This window comes from Janthinobacterium sp. HH102 (genome assembly GCF_001758625.2).
Taxonomy (GTDB): Bacteria; Pseudomonadota; Gammaproteobacteria; order Burkholderiales; family Burkholderiaceae_D; genus Janthinobacterium.
Genome location: NZ_CP062062.1, coordinates 4,383,408 through 4,399,324, shown reverse-complemented (window position 1 = coordinate 4,399,324; position 15,917 = coordinate 4,383,408). Strand labels below are relative to the sequence as shown.

At 63.7% G+C, this 15,917-nt stretch carries 16 protein-coding genes; 14 read left to right on the top strand and 2 right to left on the bottom strand.

What is annotated here, in order from left to right; genetic code table 11:
• Window positions 1–51 precede the first annotated feature (51 nt).
• The 13 genes from JAB4_RS20015 to JAB4_RS19955 all read left to right on the top strand — a co-directional run bounded on the left by JAB4_RS20015 (window position 52) and on the right by JAB4_RS19955 (window position 13,837).
• Window positions 52–1,341, top strand: coding sequence for a D-amino acid dehydrogenase (locus JAB4_RS20015; protein ID WP_070222191.1), 1,290 nt, complete (start codon window positions 52–54; stop codon window positions 1,339–1,341).
• Between the two features lie 13 nt (window positions 1,342–1,354).
• Window positions 1,355–2,464 (top strand): alanine racemase, encoded by a 1,110-nt coding sequence (alr, locus tag JAB4_RS20010; protein ID WP_227742002.1) that lies wholly within the window; start codon window positions 1,355–1,357, stop codon window positions 2,462–2,464.
• 198 nt (window positions 2,465–2,662) lie between these two features.
• Window positions 2,663–3,220, top strand: a complete 558-nt coding sequence (locus tag JAB4_RS20005) for an NAD(P)H-dependent oxidoreductase (RefSeq protein ID WP_070222187.1) — start codon at window positions 2,663–2,665, stop codon at window positions 3,218–3,220.
• 143 nt (window positions 3,221–3,363) lie between these two features.
• Window positions 3,364–4,938: a sensor domain-containing diguanylate cyclase gene (locus tag JAB4_RS20000; protein ID WP_070222183.1), complete on the top strand. Its 1,575-nt coding sequence runs from the start codon at window positions 3,364–3,366 to the stop codon at window positions 4,936–4,938.
• A 135-nt stretch (window positions 4,939–5,073) separates the two neighbouring features.
• Entirely contained in the window at window positions 5,074–5,619 is a 546-nt protein-coding gene (locus JAB4_RS19995) for a hypothetical protein (RefSeq protein WP_070222181.1), read from the top strand.
• Between the two features lie 33 nt (window positions 5,620–5,652).
• The gene (locus tag JAB4_RS19990) at window positions 5,653–6,069 is read left to right on the top strand and encodes a hypothetical protein (RefSeq protein ID WP_070222179.1); all 417 of its coding nucleotides are present in this window, start codon (window positions 5,653–5,655) and stop codon (window positions 6,067–6,069) included.
• Window positions 6,070–6,182: 113 nt separating this feature from the next.
• On the top strand, window positions 6,183–6,533 hold the full coding sequence (locus tag JAB4_RS19985) for a hypothetical protein (RefSeq protein ID WP_070222177.1): 351 nt from the start codon (window positions 6,183–6,185) through the stop codon (window positions 6,531–6,533).
• Between the two features lies 1 nt (window position 6,534).
• A complete protein-coding gene (locus JAB4_RS19980; protein ID WP_070222175.1) occupies window positions 6,535–7,893 on the top strand; it encodes a TolC family protein in 1,359 nt (452 codons plus the stop codon).
• Between the two features lie 2 nt (window positions 7,894–7,895).
• Window positions 7,896–9,278, top strand: a complete 1,383-nt coding sequence (locus JAB4_RS19975) for a copper oxidase (protein ID WP_070222173.1) — start codon at window positions 7,896–7,898, stop codon at window positions 9,276–9,278.
• 159 nt (window positions 9,279–9,437) lie between these two features.
• Complete coding sequence (locus tag JAB4_RS31040; RefSeq protein WP_139143558.1) at window positions 9,438–11,093, top strand: methyl-accepting chemotaxis protein; 1,656 nt, start codon at window positions 9,438–9,440, stop codon at window positions 11,091–11,093.
• Between the two features lie 77 nt (window positions 11,094–11,170).
• On the top strand, window positions 11,171–11,944 hold the full coding sequence (locus JAB4_RS19965; protein WP_227742001.1) for a transporter: 774 nt from the start codon (window positions 11,171–11,173) through the stop codon (window positions 11,942–11,944).
• A gap of 93 nt (window positions 11,945–12,037) precedes the next feature.
• A complete protein-coding gene (locus JAB4_RS19960) occupies window positions 12,038–12,523 on the top strand; it encodes a hypothetical protein (protein WP_070219233.1) in 486 nt (161 codons plus the stop codon).
• Window positions 12,524–12,538: 15 nt separating this feature from the next.
• Window positions 12,539–13,837 carry an NAD(P)/FAD-dependent oxidoreductase gene (locus tag JAB4_RS19955; RefSeq protein WP_070219232.1) on the top strand — a complete coding sequence of 433 codons (1,299 nt, stop codon included), beginning with the start codon at window positions 12,539–12,541 and terminating at the stop codon, window positions 13,835–13,837.
• A gap of 43 nt (window positions 13,838–13,880) precedes the next feature.
• Here JAB4_RS19955 and JAB4_RS19950 read toward each other — a convergent pair whose 3' ends face one another.
• Window positions 13,881–14,396, bottom strand: a complete 516-nt coding sequence (locus JAB4_RS19950) for a DUF6265 family protein (RefSeq protein WP_070219231.1) — start codon at window positions 14,394–14,396, stop codon at window positions 13,881–13,883.
• Window positions 14,397–14,470: 74 nt separating this feature from the next.
• Window positions 14,471–15,184: an ATP-binding protein gene (locus tag JAB4_RS19945; RefSeq protein WP_070219230.1), complete on the bottom strand. Its 714-nt coding sequence runs from the start codon at window positions 15,182–15,184 to the stop codon at window positions 14,471–14,473.
• Window positions 15,185–15,494: 310 nt separating this feature from the next.
• Between JAB4_RS19945 and JAB4_RS19940 the strand changes: the two genes are divergently transcribed.
• Entirely contained in the window at window positions 15,495–15,890 is a 396-nt protein-coding gene (locus tag JAB4_RS19940) for a hypothetical protein (RefSeq protein WP_070219229.1), read from the top strand.
• The last annotated feature ends 27 nt before the right edge of the window (window positions 15,891–15,917 follow it).

Below are 15,917 nucleotides of genomic sequence, written 5' to 3'. Positions count from 1 at the left end.
TATGATAGCGGTTAATCTGGCGTCAGCCTAAAAAAATATAATGAGGAAACTATGCGTATCGTGATTCTGGGTAGCGGCGTCATCGGCGTCACCAGTGCTTACTATCTGGCCAAAGCAGGACATGAAGTGACCGTCATCGACCGCCAGCCGGGCCCCGCACTGGAAACCAGCTTTGCGAATGCGGGGCAAATCTCGCCCGGCTACGCTTCGCCATGGGCCGCGCCCGGCATTCCCCTGAAAGCCGTGAAATGGATGATGCAGCGCCACGCGCCGCTGGCCATCTCGCTCGACGGCAGCGCCGCCCAGTTGAAATGGATGTGGCAGATGTTGCGTAATTGCACGCCGGAAGCGTATGCCGTGAACAAGGAACGCATGGTGCGCCTGGCCGAGTACAGCCGCGACTGCTTCAAGGTGTTGCGCGCCGAGGCCGGCATCACGTATGAAGGCCGCCAGCAAGGCACGATGCAATTGTTCCGCACGGAAAAGCAATACAACGACGCCGCCAAGGATATCGAAGTGTTGAAAGACGCGGGCGTGCCGTATGAAGTGCTGCAGCGCAATGAGTTGTCGCGCGCCGAGCCGGCCCTCGAAGCCGTCAAGGACAAGCTGTTTGGCGGTTTGCGCCTGCCCAACGATGAAACGGGCGATTGCCAGCTGTTTACCACGCGCCTGTCCGAGATGGCCGAGGCGCTGGGCGTGAAGTTCCGCTATGGCGTCTCCATCGATGCATTGCTGACGCAGGGCGACGAAATCGCCGGCGTGCAATGCGGCGCGGAAATCGTCAAGGCCGATTCCTATGTCGTGGCGCTCGGTTCCTACTCGACGGGCTTCATGAAGCCGCTGCTCGACATCCCCGTGTATCCATTGAAGGGCTATTCGATCACCGTGCCCATCGTCAACGCGGCCAAGGCACCCGTGTCGACCATCCTCGATGAAACCTATAAAATCGCCGTCACGCGCTTCGACGACCGCATCCGCGTGGGCGGCATGGCAGAAATCGCCGGCTACAACCTGAACCTGAATCCGCGCCGCCGCGAAACCCTGGAAATGGTCGTCAACGACCTGTTCCCCGGCGGCGGCAACACGGCCGAGGCGACGTTCTGGACGGGCTTGCGCCCGATGACGCCGGACGGCACGCCCATCGTCGGCCGCACGCCGCTGCGCAACCTGTTCCTGAACACGGGCCACGGTACCCTGGGCTGGACCATGTCCTGCGGTTCGGCGCAATTGCTGGCCGACCTGATGTCGTCGAAAAAGCCGGCCATTCTGGCCGACGACCTGTCCGTCAGCCGCTACAGCGGCGCGCAGCGCGGCGGCAAGTTGCAATACGCGGGAGCCTGAGATGGCGGGAAGCATGCCTCCAAAGGAACGTAGCGGCGCCATCCTGACGGTGGACCTCGATGCCGTGCGCGCCAACTACCGCTTGCTGCGCGACAAGGCGCACCCGGCCGCCTGCTCGGCCGTCGTGAAATCCGATGCGTATGGCCTGGGCGCCGCGCAAGTGGGCGCGGCCCTGTATGAAGAAGGGTGCCGCCATTTCTTCGTGGCCCACCTGGAAGAGGGCATCAGCCTGCGCCCGCACGTGGCGCCGGACGCGGCCATCTTCGTGTTGCACGGCCCACCCGTCGACACGGAAGGCGAATTCACGGCCCATGGCCTGACGCCCGTGCTCAACAGCGAGCCGCAGGTGGCGGGCTGGCGCCGGCACGCAGCAGCGCTGGGCACCACCCTGGACGCCATCGTGCAGGTGGACACGGGCATGTCGCGCATGGGCTTGTCGCCGCAGGAAATCGACGGCTGGCTGCTGGACCCGCACTTTCTCGACGGCATCAATGTGCGCTATGTCATGAGCCACCTGGCTTGCGCCGACGAGCGCGCCAACCCGATGAATGGCGAGCAACTGGCCCGTTTCATCGCCATTCGCGCCCGTTTGCCGCAGTACCGCGCCAGCCTGGCCAATTCCTCGGGCATCTTCTTGTCGCCCGATTACCACTTCGACCTGGTGCGACCCGGCGCGGCCCTGTACGGCATCGGACCGCAGGGCGGCGAACCGAATCCGCTGCGTTCCGTGGTGCGGCTGCAAGGCAAGGTCTTGCAGACACGCACGATCGCCGCCGGCGACCACGTGGGCTACAGCCGCCGCTACACGGCCAGCGAGCCGCGCCAGGTGGCCACGGTTTCCGTCGGCTACGCCGATGGCTGGCTGCGCAGCATGAGCAATCAGGGCCTGGCCATCGTCGATGGCGTGAAAGTGCCGCAGATCGGCGCCATCTCGATGGATTCCATCACCCTGGACGTCAGCGCCATCGCCGAGGAACGCGTCGCACCGGGCAGCCTGGTCGACCTGATCTGCGCCGAACACCCGGTCGATGCCGTGGCGGCCATGGCCAATACCATCGGCTACGAGGTATTGACGAACCTGGGCGGACGCTACTACCGCGAGTACCGGGGCCTGGCACGTTAGCGCACTTGCCAAAACGCCCATGGCGTTGTTGCCTTGCCGTACATTCGTACTGTCTTCGGCAAGGCGCCTAGCCCTGAGCATTTTTTCAGGTGCGCTGGTTTCGCACGCTAGGCAGCGCGAAACCGATGATTGTGTGGCAAGATAGCCCTGACGTGCATCGCACCTCAGGGCTTTTTTTAACCATCATCGGGGATTTCTATGAGTCAATATAACGTTGCTATCATCGTCGGCAGCCTGCGCAAGGATTCCTTCAACCGCAAGCTGGCCGACGCCATCATCAAGCTGGCGCCGCCCGAGTTTTCCTTCAAGCACATTGAAATCGGCGATTTGCCGCTGTACAACCAGGATGACGATGGCGCGCAGGCCGAGCAGGTGCTGCGCCTCAAATCCGACATTTCCGCATCGCAAGCCTTGCTCTTCCTCACCCCCGAATACAACCGCTCGATCCCCGGCGTGCTGAAAAACGCCCTCGACCACGGCTCGCGTCCGTATGGCCAGAGCGTGTGGGGCGGCAAGCCCGGTGCCGTGCTCGGCGTGTCCGTCGGCGCCACCGGTACGGCCCTGGCGCAGCAGCATTTGCGCAATGTGCTCGCCTACCTGGACGTGCCGCTGCTGGGACAGCCTGAAATGTTTATCCAGGCCAAGGACGGCCTGTTCGACGAGCACGGCGGCATCGGCCCGGCCAGCCTCGGTTTCTTCCAGGGCTGGATGCAGCGCTACGTGGACTGGGTCCGCAAGCATGCGATTCACGCTTGATGCAAGTCAAGGCGGCAGCGCTCAGCGTTGCCGCTTGTTCACATTCTTTGACCAACGATGCCAGGATTTCAATATTGGCACGGCTGTCTCGGTATAATGCGCCCTTTCTGTAGCGCAATACTTTCCAATTTCCTGCCGACTCCATGTGGACTAAACCTGTTCCGCGCATGAACTTGCGCCGTTTGATCGTGCTCGTGGCCTTTGCCAGCGCCCTGGTGTCCCTGGCCAACACCTTCTATGCCAGCTATAGCGTGCAGCGCCAGCTGCTGATCGATACCACCCTGGAAGCGAACCACGCCTACGCGAGCAAGCTGGCCAGCACGGCCGAGGATTTCCTGCAGTCGGCGCGCCAGCAGCTGGCCTACAGCGCCGGCAGCCTGCCGTCGCGCATGGGCGACGAGCAATGGCTGACGGACGAGGCACAGCGCCTGCGCCTGCAAACGAACAGCTTCAATTCCGTGCTCATCGTCGATGCCCAGGGCAAGGTGCTGGGCGTGTCGCCGGAAACCCTGGCCCTGAAAAACCGCACGCTCGACTCGGCCGGCGCCGCGCAGGCGCTGCGCGAACGGCGCCCGCTGGTCACGCAGCCGTACATATCTTCGGTCGGCAATCTGGTGGTGTTCATCTCGCATCCCATCCTTGGCAAGGATGGCCGCTACCTCGGCTACGTGGGCGGCAGCATCTACCTGAAACAGAAAAACATCCTGTACACCATGCTGGGCCAGCATTATTACCGCGACGGCTCCTACCTGTACGTGGTCGACCAGAACCGGCGCCTGCTTTACCACCCTGATCCTGAGCGCCTGGGCCACGTGGCCGGCCGCAATGACGTCATCGACACCATCATCGCGCAGCGGGGCGGCGGCAACCGGCGCATGCATAACAGCCTGGGCGTGGACATGCTGGCCGGCTACGCCGTCATGCCGTCGACGGGCTGGGGCATCGTGGCGCAGCGTCCCACGGCCATGACCCTGGCCCCGCTGAACCAGCTGATGGCCAATACCGTATGGCATTCCCTGCCGATCGCCTTGCTGAGTTTGCCATTCATCTGGTGGCTGGCCAGCCTGATTTCGCGGCCCCTGATGCAACTGGCCGAGGGGGCGCGGCGCATGGATGTGCCCGGTACGAGCGAGCACATCGCCTCCATCCGTGCCTGGTATGTGGAGGCGGCGCAGATCAAGAAAGCCTTGTTGAAGGGCCTGGCGTTGTTGCAGAACAGGATCGGCAAGTTGAAGACCGACGTGGAGACGGACCCGCTGACGGGCCTCTCGAACCGGCGCGGCATGGCGGCGGCGCTCGACGTCTGGCAGGCGCAGGCGCGGCCGTTTTCCGTCATCGCCATCGATATCGACCATTTCAAGCAAGTCAACGATAAATGGGGCCATGCCGTGGGCGATGAAGTCATCCTGCGCCTGGCGCAGCTGATGCGCGCCTGTTCGCGCGATGCCGACGTTCTGTGCCGCAATGGCGGCGACGAGTTCATCATGCTGCTGCCCGATGCCGACCTGGACGTGGCCATGCAGGTGGCCGAGCGCCTGCGCGCCAAGGTGGCCGCCGCCGTGATTCCCGGCGCGGGCGCCATCACGGTCTCGCTGGGCGTGGTGGCATCGTCGCACGGCGAGCGCAGCACGGACGCCGTGCTGCTGGCCGCCGACGCGGCCCTGTACGTGGCCAAGGAAAACGGGCGCAATTGCGTGGGCATCACGGAACCCGCCTGACAGGCGTGCCGCGCGGGATGAACTGATCCGTTGTTTTCTGTTGCATCTGAGCCTGTCCCGTTTGCCCGACAGCGCTTACCATATGGCCCTGATGGTGTACAACGGGGACAATGTGCATGGCAACGGTGAATATTGATGACGTTTGAGCAAGAACTTGGCATCCGCTGCGAGGTCCGTGATCAGCCCCACCCGCTGGCCTTGCTCGACTGCCGCGAACTCAATTACGGCCAGCACAGCGTGCTGCCGCTGCACCCGTTCCGCCTGAGCGTGCCGGAAGCGGCGCTGGCGGGACTGCTCGACGAACAGTTCAACAGTTTCGTGCAGGATTGCCGCGAAGACGATCTGCAGTACGAGGAAAGCGACTTGCCCGAGCTCAGGGACGCCGGTTACCCCGACATCACGGCCATGCTGGCGGGTCACCGGCCGCTGCTGACCGAAATGATTGACGACTTCATGATCGGCGACCTGATGTGGGCCATCGGGCGCGCCAGCGGCTACCGCCGGCCCCGCGCCCGTTGCTTGGGCGACGTGGAGGCGGCCGATGGCCGCGCGTACTTTACCGTCAATAAAGTGGAGAAAATCTATTTTGCCGATGGCCAGCTCATCCTGGAAGGGCAGGGCTATTACGGCGTCTACGTCATCTGGCTGACGCATGGCCGGCGAGATCAAATAGGCACTTGACCTTCCTCATGTGGGAAGGTTTATAGTCGTGCCATGAACCGTGCCTTTTTCCGCTTTCTCGCCCGCTCGCTGCTCTGGCTGCTTGCCGTCACCTTGCCCTTGCAGGGCTTTGCGTCGGCCATGCGCAGCTGCTGCGTGGACGAGCGGGCGGCAGCGGTCACGGTCGCTGTCGAGGCCATGCAGGCGCCCCAGTGCCATGGCATGGCCGACATGCAGATGCAAGGCCAGCCGCTGCACATGGCCATGGACGATGGCGGCGCCGGCCACCCTGGCCACGATTGCAGCAACCATGGCGCCTGCACGGTGGGCGCCACGGCGCCGCCCGGCATGCCTGCCGTGCACGCCTTGACCCTGCGCGCGCCACCCCCGGCGCTGGCGCCCGATTCCCTGTTCGCCGGGCATATCCCCTCCGGCCCTGAACGTCCCCCGAGAAGCACGCGCTCCGCCTGACCGCCCGTTGAACCTGGCGGTGCCGCCGTCGCACGTCCCTGCACGTTGCTTTGGCCGCGCCAGCGTTCCCGTCGCGCGCCCGCCGCGCCATACCCCGTCATTCAAGGAATACCATGAAGCAATTATTCAGCCTCGCGCTGGCCGCCGGCGTTACGCTTGCCTCGCTGCCGCTGGACGCCGCCGCGCAATCGCGGCCCCCATCCGCCCCGCAAGAGGCGCAAGCGCCCGTGCCGGCCGCCACCTACCGCTCCGCCTTTGCCGGCTACCGTCCCGCCGCCGAGGACGACGCCACGCCCGATCAGACCTGGCGCGCCGTCAACGAGAAAGTCGGCAAGGCCGGCGGCCACATGGGCATGATGAAAATGGACGGCCACAAGATGGACGGCCACAAGATGCCGATGGAGAAGCCCGGCCCCAAGCCGGCCGCCCAGCCCGCCCCGCAACACCAGCATGAGGGACACTGAGATGGCACGTTTTACAAAATCAACTTGCCTCACGCCGCTGGCCCTGGCGGCCGCCTTGCTGCTCAGCGGCTGCGCCAGCTTCAGCCCCGATGGCGGCATGCAGGCCGTGTCCGCGTTGGCAGACGCCCGCACGGGCGCCCCTGCGGCATTGACGGACAAGGGCGGCGAGGAAAAGCTGGCTTCCCTGCTGGCCCAGCCCCTGGACGCCGACAGCGCCGTGCGCATTGCCCTGATGAACAACCACGGCATGAAAGTGGCGCTGGCCGAACTGGGCGCCTCCGAATCGGACCTGGTGCAGGCGGGGCGCTTGCGCAACCCGGGCCTGTCGTTCGGCCGTTCGCACGGCAGCCACGGCAATGAAATCGACCGGGGCGTCAGCTTCGACCTGGCGGGCTTGCTGACCATGCCGATGCGCGTGAACATCGAGCGGGGCCGCTTCGAGCAAGCCAAGCTGCAGGCCGCCGGCAGCGCCGTGCAGCTGGCGCTTGAGACGCGCCGCGCCTACTTCAATGCCGTGGCCGCCGTGCAGACGGAAGCGTTCATGCAGCGGGCGCTGCTGTCGGCCGAGGCGGGCGCCGAACTGGCCACGCGCTTGCGGCAGGCGGGCAACTGGAGCCGCCTCGACCAGGCGCGCCAGCAAGTGTTTTATGCGGACGCCGTCGGCGACCTGGCCCGCGCCCGCCACCAGGCATTGGTGACGCGCGAACACCTGACGCGCTTGCTGGGCCTGTGGGGCAAGCAGACCAGCTTTACTTTGCCGTCGCGCCTGCCCGACTTGCCGGCCCAGGCGGCGGAGCCTGGCAATATCGAGGCGCAGACGATGGAGCAGCGCCTCGACGTGCAGATGAGCAAACTTGACGCCCATGCCACGGCCAGTGCACTGGGCCTGTCCAAGGTGACGGGTTTCATCAATGTGCTCGACGTGGCTTATACCAACAAGAGCACGAGCGGGGCGCCGCGCGAAAACGGCTATGAGGTATCGCTGGAACTGCCGCTGTTCGACTGGGGCACGGCGCGCAACACCAAGGCGCAAGCGCTGTATGAGCAGTCGCTGCAGCGCACGGCGGGCACGGCGGTGAAGGCCCGCTCGGAAGTGCGCGAAGCGTATTCGAGCTACCGCACGGCCTACGACCTGGCGCGCCATTACCGCGATGAAGTCGTGCCGCTGCGCAAGACGATCTCGCATGAAGTATTGCTGCGCTACAACGGCATGCTGGCCAGCGTGTTCGAACTGCTGGCCGATGCACGCGAGCAAGTCGCCAGCGTGAACAGCGCCATCGAAACCCAGCGCGATTTCTGGATCGCGCAAACCGAACTGCAAGGCGCCATCAATGGCAGCGGCCCAGCCAACAAGGAATAATGATGATTACACGTAGAAATTTTTTCATGAATGCGGGCGCCGTCGCCCTGAGTGCGGCAGCGGTGAGCAGAGTCGGTGCGGCGTCCCTGCCGGAAGCCGTCAGCATGGCTGGCGCGGACACGAAAGCGCCGCCACCGCCGCCGAACGGGCGTCCGTACAACCCCGTCGTCACCCTGAATGGCTGGTCCTTGCCCTGGCGCATGAACAACAACGTCAAGGAATTCCATCTGGTGGCCGAGCCCGTCGTGCGCGAACTGGCGCCCGGCATGCAAGCCAATCTGTGGGGCTACAACGGCCAGTCGCCCGGTCCCACCATCGAAGTCGTGGAGGGCGACCGCGTGCGCATCTTCGTCACCAACAAGTTGCCGGAACACACGAGCGTGCACTGGCATGGCCAGCGCTTGCCCAACGGCATGGATGGCGTCACGGGCCTGACCCAGCCGGGTATTCCTCCCGGCAAAACCTTCGTCTATGAATTCGTCGCCAGGCGGCCCGGCACCTTTATGTACCACCCGCATGCCGATGAAATGACGCAGATGGCCATGGGCATGATGGGTTTCTGGGTCACGCACCCGAAAGACCCGAACTTCATGAAGGTGGACCGCGATTTCGTCTTTCTGCTTAGTAACTACGATATCGATCCCGGCAGCTACACGCCGAAGATCATGACCATGACAGATTTCAACTTGTTTACCTTCAACAGCCGCGTCTTCCCCGGCATCGACCCCATGGTCGTGCGCCAGGGCGACAAGGTGCGCGTGCGCGTGGGCAACCTGACCATGACGAACCACCCGATCCACATGCATGGCCATGAATTCGAGGTGACGGGCACCGATGGCGGCTGGACGCGCCCCGAATCGCGCTGGCCCGAAGTGACGACAGATATCGCCGTGGGCCAGATGCGCGCCGTCGAGTTCACGGCAACGGACCTCGGCGACTGGGCTTTCCACTGCCACAAGTCGCACCACACGATGAATGCCATGGGACACGACGTGCCCACCATGATCGGCGTCGACCACCAGGGCGTGGCGGCGAAGATCAATCAATTGGTGCCCGGCTACATGGTGATGGGCGAACGGGGCATGGCCGACATGGGCGAGATGCAGATGCCGATCCCCGACAATACCTTGCCGATGATGGCCGGCGACGGTCCCTTCGGTGCCATCGGCATGGGCGGCATGTTTACCACGGTCAAGGTGCGCAAGGATCAGAAACCGGGCGATTACCGCGACCCGGGCTGGTACAAGCACCCGGCCGGCAGCGTGGCCTATGAATGGACGGGCGCCTTGCCGGAACCGGTGCGGGGCCAGGGCGCGGGCAAGCCGGCGGCAAAAAGCGGCGTGGAAATGACGGTGCGCAAGCCAGGCGGGCACAGCGGCCATTGACGCTCTCCCGGGGATTGCTAACATGGCACGCCCCGGGGCATGTTGCTTTGTATCAAGGAATTGTTGGTTAGTGACAATCCGAGCATTTTAGTGACAGTTTTTTCCTTATATTCAAGTCATAGCTTAAATTATTGGCTACCGTCTTGTCTTGGAGGAAACATGTTGAGTAAAATGAAAGTGGGGACGCGCCTGCTCGCTGCCTTCTTTTGCGTCGCGCTGATGGGGGCCATCGTGGCCGGCATCGGCATCTTCAACATGGGCAAGATCGATACCATGGCGGGGCAGATGTACAACCATGAATTGCTGGGGCTGTCGTACATCAAAGAGGCCAATATTGCCCTGATCAAGGTGGGCCGCGCGCGCAGCAATTTCTTGCTGGCCACGACCGCCGAGGAGCGCGCAACGCGCCAGGCCGACATCGGCAAATTCCTCGAGTTAAATAAAAGCTATCTGGCCAAGGCCCAGCCGCTGTTCGTCACGTCGGCCGCCAAGGAATTGTTTGCCCGCTTCGCCGCTGTCGAAGCGGAGTACATTGCCACCATGCAGCAAGCCCTGGCGCTGGCGGCGGCCGAGCCGCTGGCGCAGCGCAGCGCGCAACTGGTCGAACTGCTCAACAAGACGCGCCAGCATGCCGATGAACTCGACGGTATGCTGGATAAACTTTCGCTGCAGAAGGAAGAGCGCGCCAAGGCGGCTTCCGAGCAGGCCTCGGGCGTGTACCAGGCCAGCCGCAGCTTCATGATCGCGCTGGTGCTGGGCAGCATGGCGGCCGGCCTGGCGCTGGGGGCGCTGATCACGCGCGGACTGACTCGCCAGCTCGGCGGCGAACCGGCGTACGCCGTCAGGATCGCCGGCGCCATCGCCGAGGGCGACCTCACCATCGATATCCGCACGGCCAGCCATGACAATGCCAGCCTGCTGTTCGCCATGAAAGCCATGCGCGACAAGCTGGTGGGCATCGTCAGCCAGGTGCGCTCGGGTACGGATACCATCAACACGGCCTCGAGCGAAATCGCCCAGGGCAACCTCGACTTGTCGTCGCGCACGGAAGAGCAGGCCAGTTCGCTGGAAGAAACGGCGTCCTCGATGGAACAGCTGACCTCGGCCGTCCGGCAGAACGCGGACAATGCGCGCCAGGCCAATGCGCTGGCCGGCGCCGCGTCCGATGTGGCCGGCAAGGGCGGCGCCGTCGTGGGGCAGGTGGTGCAGACCATGGAATCGATCAATGCGTCGTCGCGCAAGATCGTCGACATCATCAGCGTCATCGATGGCATCGCCTTCCAGACGAATATCCTGGCCTTGAACGCGGCCGTGGAAGCGGCCCGGGCGGGCGAGGAAGGGCGGGGATTTGCCGTCGTGGCATCCGAAGTGCGCAGCCTGGCCCAGCGTTCTGCCAGTGCCGCCAAGGAAATCAAGACCCTGATCGGCGACTCCGTCGAACAGGTGGAAATCGGCTCCAAACTCGTGCATGACGCGGGCAGGACGATGGATGAGGTGGTGACCAGCGTGCGCCAGGTGGCCGATATCATGCAGGAAATCACAGCCGCCAGCGCCGAGCAAAGCGCCGGCATCGAGCAAGTCAACCAGGCCGTGCTGCAGATGGACCAGGTGACGCAGCAGAATGCGGCCCTGGTGGAAGAGGCGGCAGCCGCCGCCGAATCGCTGCAGGACCAGGCGCAGACCCTGACGGAACTGGTGGGCGTGTTCCGCCTGCATGCCCAGGCCGAAGGCATCGCCGTGCCGGCGGCCAGCAACGTCACGCCGCTGCGCCGGCCAGTGCCGCCTGCCCGGCAGGACGTGCGGCGCCTGGCCTGACGGCGGTTGGCTCGGGCGCAATCGGCGCGGCGGTGGTAGGCTGTCGCTATTGCGCGTTTGCCACTTGCGGGTCCCCCATGCCATCTTCTTTCCTGTCCTCCTTCAGTTTTTCCCTGTTGCTGCTGTCGCTGGCGCCCCTGGCGCAGGCGCAGGAGGGCGATCCCGTCCTGCCTTATCGTCCATCGGTGGCCAGTCCCGCCCAGCTGCCCGTGCCGGGCCAGCTGGAATTCGAGGCGGGCGGCCTGCTGTCGAAAACGGACGACACGCGCCGCGCCAGCTTGCCGTACACGTTCAAGCTGGCGTTCACGCCCGAATGGGGCGTGCTGCTCGAAGGTGAGGGCTTCGTGCGCGCGCGCAATGACACGGGGCGGCGCGAGACGGGCGTGGGCGACACGACGGTCGTGCTCAAACGCGCCTTTTTGCTCGACAGCGCCACAGCGCTGGGCCTGGAACTGGGCTGGAAGTTGCCCACTGCCAAGGACAGCATCGGCAGCGGCAAGAGCGACGTCTCGTTGAACGGTATTTTCAGCCGCGACCTGGGCGCCGTGCACATGGACGCCAACCTGAACGCCACGCGCCTGGGGGCTTCCGACCCTGGCACGGGCAGGGTGCAAACGGGCTGGGCGGCCTCCTTTTCCACGCCCGTCAGCGACCGCTGGGGCGCCACGGCGGAAGTGTCGGGCACGCGCCTGCGCGGCGCGCCAGCCACGGCGCAGCTGCTGCTGGCTGCCACCTACAGCCCCACGCCGCGGTTGGCCATCGATATCGGCATGGCGCGTGGCTTGACGGCGGCGTCGCCGGACTGGTCGCTGTTCAGCGGCTTGGTAGTGCCTTTGGGCAAACTGTGGTGAGATTGGGACGCGATTCCTTATGTGTCCTTGCGAACAAACAGTTAGTCACACAAGGTCTACAATTGCGGCATAACTGATAAAAGGAGTGTCCTCATGAAAACCCTCATTCTCGCCGCCGTCCTGCTGTCGGCAGGTACCGCCGCCGTTGCCCAGGTTTCCGTCACCGTCGGCCAGCCAGGCTTTTACGGCCGCATCGACATAGGCGACTATCCCGCGCCGCAATTGATCTACGCCCAACCCGTCATCGTGCAGCGCCCGCAATACTATTCGGCCGCCCCGATCTACCTGCGCGTACCGCCCGGCCATGCGAAACACTGGTCCAAGCACTGCCGCAAGTATAATGCCTGTAACCAAGAGGTATATTTCGTCCAAGATGGTTGGTATAACAACCAATATGTGCCCCGCTACCGCCAGCAGCATGGCGACCATGGCCGTCCCGATTACGGCGACCGCGACCGTCATGACGACAAGCATGACAAGCACTATGACAAGCGCGACAAGCATGATGACAAGCCGGGCAAAGGCCATGGCAATGGCAATGGTCGTGGCAACGGCAACGGCAACGGGCACAGGGATTAACAAGCAGGAGGATCTTTGCATAGTAAAATCGTTATCGTAGGAGGAGGTGCAGGCGGCCTGGAGCTGGCTTGCAAACTCAGCCGAAAGCTCGGCCCCGGCCAGGTCACCCTGGTCGACAGCCGCCTGTACCATATCTGGAAGCCGTCACTGCATGAAGTGGCGGCCGGCACCCTGGACATTCATCAAGAGGGCCTGTCGTACCAGATGCTGGCGCATGACAATGGTTTTACCTATGTCTATGGTCCCCTGATCGGGCTCGACGCAGCGTCGAACAGCCTCACCGTGGGCGCCATCGCCACGGACAAGGATGAGCAGCTCTTGCCGCAGCGCCAGGTCAGCTACGACCAGCTGGTGCTGGCCGTGGGCAGCACCTCGAATTACTTTGGCGTACCCGGCGCCCAGGAAAACACGATTTCCCTCAATGCCACGGAAGACGCCGAACGTTTCCGTCTGACGCTGCTGAAACTGCTGGCCATGGCTGAACAGCGCCAGGGCGACGCGGGCCATCCCGGTGTCGACATCGTCATCATCGGCGGCGGCGCGACGGGCGTGGAACTGGCGGCCGAATTGCGCGAAGCGAGCGGCGTGTATGCCGCGTACGGCTTCCAGAATCTCAACGCCATCAAGGATGTGCGCATCACCCTGCTCGAAGGGGCGCCGCGCATCCTGGCGCCGCTGCCCGAGCGCGTTTCCATCGCCGCCTCGAAACTGCTGCACCAGCATGGCATCACGGTGGTGACCGATACGCGCGTCACCACGATCGAAGCCGACAAGGTGACGGTGGCCAGCGGCACCAGCTATGCGGCCGACATCTGCGTGTGGGCCGCCGGCATCCGCGCGCCGGAATTCCTGTCCACTTTGGGCTTGCCTACCAACCGCGCCGGCCAGCTGGAAGTGACGGGCATGCTCAATGTGCAGGGCCATGCGAATATCTTCGCGCTGGGCGATTGCGCCGCCTGTACGGGTCACGACGGCAAGCTGGTGCCGCCGCGCGCCCAGGCTGCCCACCAGCAAGCCGATTACCTGCTGAAAACGTTCCTGCTGCAGGCGAAGGGCAAGCCGCCGCAAACCAGGCCGTACGAATATCTGGACTACGGTTCGCTGGTGTCGTTTGGCCGCACCACCTCGGTCGGCACCCTGATGGGGTCGCTGAAGGGCCTGAGCTGGTTCGTCGAAGGCTTTGTCGCGCGGATGATGTATGTGAGCCTGCACCTGATGCACCACAACGCCGTGCTGGGCACCGTGCGCACGGCCGTCATGGCCATGGGCCGTTTCCTGATCAAGCGCAGCTCGCCGCAGGTCAAGCTGCATTAAGCAGTTTGCGCCGTAACAAAACAAGGGGCCTTGCGGCCCTTTTTTATTTGCCGCGCGCGAGGGGCGCCGCTTCGCAGCGGCCCCGCGTCATGGGGAAGGCGATGGTGGTGAGCTTGCCCTTCAAGGTGCCGGTGATGCTGGCGTGTAAGATGCGCTCGCTGTCATGGCGGTAGGTGATGCGGCTCGGGAAGTCATTGTCCAGGTTGGCGAAGATGAATTCATTCGGCTTGTCCTGGCGCAGCAGGTTGAAGATCACGGGTGGCTCGCCCGACGGCTGAACGATGTAGGCCAGCTGGCCCGGTTCGGTGAGGCGGATCTGCACGAATTCGAAGGCCGTCGTCTTGCCGCCCTTGACGGTGCGGCTGGTGCCGAGGATGGTACCGCCGGCGGCCGTACTCCATTGTTCCCCGGAACCGGGTTCGGCGCCGTCGACGTTCCAGCAGCCGGCCAGCCAGGCCAGCTTGTCCACGGTTTCCGGCGGCGGCACGGTCTTGTCGGCGGCCTGGGCGGCTCCCATGGCCAGCAGCGCTGCCAGCAGGGTGGGGATCAGTCGTTGCATGCGGTTTCTTCGTCGTATCGTTGAGCGGGGCAGGGTGCCCGGCGATGTTCCGGCCCGATGCTGTCTGGCAGGGATTATTCTTTCGGGCTAATGCGCGGCAAGACGGCGGTCAGGGCCATGCCGCCTTGCGGATTCGCCGTCAGGCTCAGGCTGCCGCCGAGGTAATGCACGCGCTCGCGCACGGCGCGCAGGCCGTGTTTGCTCATTTCGACGGGCACGCTGGCCGGCAAGCCGCTGCCGTTGTCCTTGACGGTCATCATCAGCGCCTCGTCGTTGTCGTCGATGATGATATCCACTTCGCTTGCCTGCGCGTGCGCGGCGATATTGCTGAGCGCCTCTTCCAGGGTGCGCAGCAGGGCCACGCCCACGTTGCGCGGGCAGATCAGTTCATCTTCGGGCAGGCTGCAGCGCACGGTGATCTTGTGCTGTTCCGCAAATTGCGCAGCCAGCTCGCCCAGCGCCACATTCACACCGAGAAACTCCAGCTTGTCGTTCCACAGCTTCATCTGCATTTGCCGGTTGGTCTCGATGACATTCAGCAGCAATTGCTTCATGGTCGCGGCGCGGTCGAGCAAGGCCGCTTCCTGCGGCATTTTTTGCGTCAGCAGCGACAGGTGCATGGTCAGCGCCGTCAGCGACGAGCCGAGGCTGTCGTGCAGCTGGCGCGACAGGGCGCGCCGTTCATTGTCCCAACTGGTGTTGACATGACCGAGCAACTCGCTGAGATCGGCGGCGCGTTCCGCATCGGCCTGGGCCGCTTCCTTGTTCGGATCTGTTTGTGCGGACATAGCGCCCCGTGAATGGTGAAAGGTGGACCAAATTCAAGTTGTGGATCATACATGAGGATTTCATCGCGGGGCGCATGGATGGAAAATTTCTGTCTTTTCGGCAATTTTAATCTCCTCCCATCATTTTTATATGATAGGCAATATTTCTGTTTGCGCCAGCAGGAAGTTGTTCCCGTCTTTACGTACGGCTGCGCACATACCGGGACGCCACACGCTGCCATAGTGGGGTTGTGCATTTTTCCATGCAGCATAGCCGCCCCGCGGCGCAGGGTGCAGTACAGGCCCGTTTACCGAAACGAAAGGACATGCCATGAATATCGAAACCATCGTCGACAAGGAATACCTCGACAAAAGCTTCCGCGACATCGTCAATGCCCCCATCAGCGCCTTGCGCGGCGTCAGCGCGAAGGATGCGAAGGCCTTGCAGCAAGCGTTTGGCGTGACCACCGTACGCGAGTTGTCCAACCTTAATTTCGTGAAATGGGCCAGCGCGCTGGCCATCCTGGCCGATGAAGAAGGCATGAGCGGCGAAGAGCGGGCCAAGGAAGAGTTGCTTGACGACGCCGTGGAAATGACCTTCCCCGCCAGCGACCCGATCTCCGTTGATGCCGGCATCACGCGCATCGAAGTACCGCCGGAAACCGTCGATGCGCAAACGGACCACCAGCATGCGGGCCAGCATGAAGTGACGGCTGGCAAGAAATAAAACATCGTGCTCATGAAAAAACCGGCA

What these genes read in the sequence shown, in the direction of transcription:
- JAB4_RS19980 (WP_070222175.1), top strand. Translation starts at nt 6,535, where the DNA reads ATGGCACGTTTTACAAAATCAACTTGCCTCACGCCGCTGGCCCTGGCG.
- JAB4_RS20005 (WP_070222187.1), top strand. Translation starts at nt 2,663, where the DNA reads ATGAGTCAATATAACGTTGCTATCATCGTCGGCAGCCTGCGCAAGGAT.
- JAB4_RS19975 (WP_070222173.1), top strand. Translation starts at nt 7,896, where the DNA reads ATGATTACACGTAGAAATTTTTTCATGAATGCGGGCGCCGTCGCCCTG.
- JAB4_RS20000 (WP_070222183.1), top strand. Translation starts at nt 3,364, where the DNA reads ATGTGGACTAAACCTGTTCCGCGCATGAACTTGCGCCGTTTGATCGTG.
- alr (WP_227742002.1), top strand. Translation starts at nt 1,355, where the DNA reads ATGCCTCCAAAGGAACGTAGCGGCGCCATCCTGACGGTGGACCTCGAT.
- JAB4_RS19965 (WP_227742001.1), top strand. Translation starts at nt 11,171, where the DNA reads ATGCCATCTTCTTTCCTGTCCTCCTTCAGTTTTTCCCTGTTGCTGCTG.
- JAB4_RS31040 (WP_139143558.1), top strand. Translation starts at nt 9,438, where the DNA reads ATGTTGAGTAAAATGAAAGTGGGGACGCGCCTGCTCGCTGCCTTCTTT.
- JAB4_RS20015 (WP_070222191.1), top strand. Translation starts at nt 52, where the DNA reads ATGCGTATCGTGATTCTGGGTAGCGGCGTCATCGGCGTCACCAGTGCT.
- JAB4_RS19990 (WP_070222179.1), top strand. Translation starts at nt 5,653, where the DNA reads ATGAACCGTGCCTTTTTCCGCTTTCTCGCCCGCTCGCTGCTCTGGCTG.
- JAB4_RS19940 (WP_070219229.1), top strand. Translation starts at nt 15,495, where the DNA reads ATGAATATCGAAACCATCGTCGACAAGGAATACCTCGACAAAAGCTTC.
- JAB4_RS19995 (WP_070222181.1), top strand. Translation starts at nt 5,074, where the DNA reads ATGACGTTTGAGCAAGAACTTGGCATCCGCTGCGAGGTCCGTGATCAG.
- JAB4_RS19960 (WP_070219233.1), top strand. Translation starts at nt 12,038, where the DNA reads ATGAAAACCCTCATTCTCGCCGCCGTCCTGCTGTCGGCAGGTACCGCC.
- JAB4_RS19985 (WP_070222177.1), top strand. Translation starts at nt 6,183, where the DNA reads ATGAAGCAATTATTCAGCCTCGCGCTGGCCGCCGGCGTTACGCTTGCC.
- JAB4_RS19945 (WP_070219230.1), bottom strand. Translation starts at nt 15,184, where the DNA reads ATGTCCGCACAAACAGATCCGAACAAGGAAGCGGCCCAGGCCGATGCG.
- JAB4_RS19950 (WP_070219231.1), bottom strand. Translation starts at nt 14,396, where the DNA reads ATGCAACGACTGATCCCCACCCTGCTGGCAGCGCTGCTGGCCATGGGA.